1 protein-coding gene is annotated in these 621 nt (G+C 78.9%); it reads right to left on the reverse strand.

Annotated features, from left to right (window positions below; translation table 11 throughout):
* The coding region (locus GUY60_RS38045; protein ID WP_281368689.1) for an SAV_2336 N-terminal domain-related protein at positions 1-621 on the reverse strand (621 nt) is incomplete at both ends.

The raw sequence follows: 621 nt of genomic DNA on the forward strand, positions 1-621 counted from the left end.
GGCCTTGAGCAGGCCGGGGGTGGTCGGCAGGGCGGTGGTGCGCCACAGGTGTTCCGGCAGCGGCTGGGCCACGGCGAGCGGCATCCGCGCGGCCCAGCGGCGCAGTTGCCCGTACCAGCGGTCGCCCGCCGGGCCGGGACGCCACTGCGGGCCCATCGCGTCGCTCACCACGAGCGTGACCGTACGGCCGTCGGCGGGCGCGGGCGTGCCGTGGTGGTGGACGCGGCCGTCCGGGCCCGCCCGGTGCACGGTGACCGTGCGGAAGATGCCCGACTGGGCGACGGCCGCCCGCAGTTCACCGATCAGCGGGCGCCACACCGGCATCGTCGGGCCTGTGTCGTACACCAGGTTCAGGCGCAGCCAGCGCTCGGGCGCGGGGCGCAGCACCGGCAGCCACTGGTCCGGGCGGGCGCCCAGCTCGGCGATGCGGTGGGCGGTGGCCGCCTCGTCCAGGACGTGCCCGGCGGGCGCCGCCACCCGCCGCTTCAGCGGGCGCAGCGCGCGTTGCAGCGCCAGCGGGTGCCGGAGCATCGGCGGCGACGGTACGCGCAGGGTGCTGTGGCCGCCGCTGCCCGGAGCGCGGCGGGTGTCCGGGGGCGCGGGCAGGTGCAGGGGGACGCG

The sequence above is a fragment of the Streptomyces boluensis genome (genome assembly GCF_009908195.1).
Lineage (GTDB): Bacteria > Actinomycetota > Actinomycetes > Streptomycetales > Streptomycetaceae > Streptomyces > Streptomyces boluensis.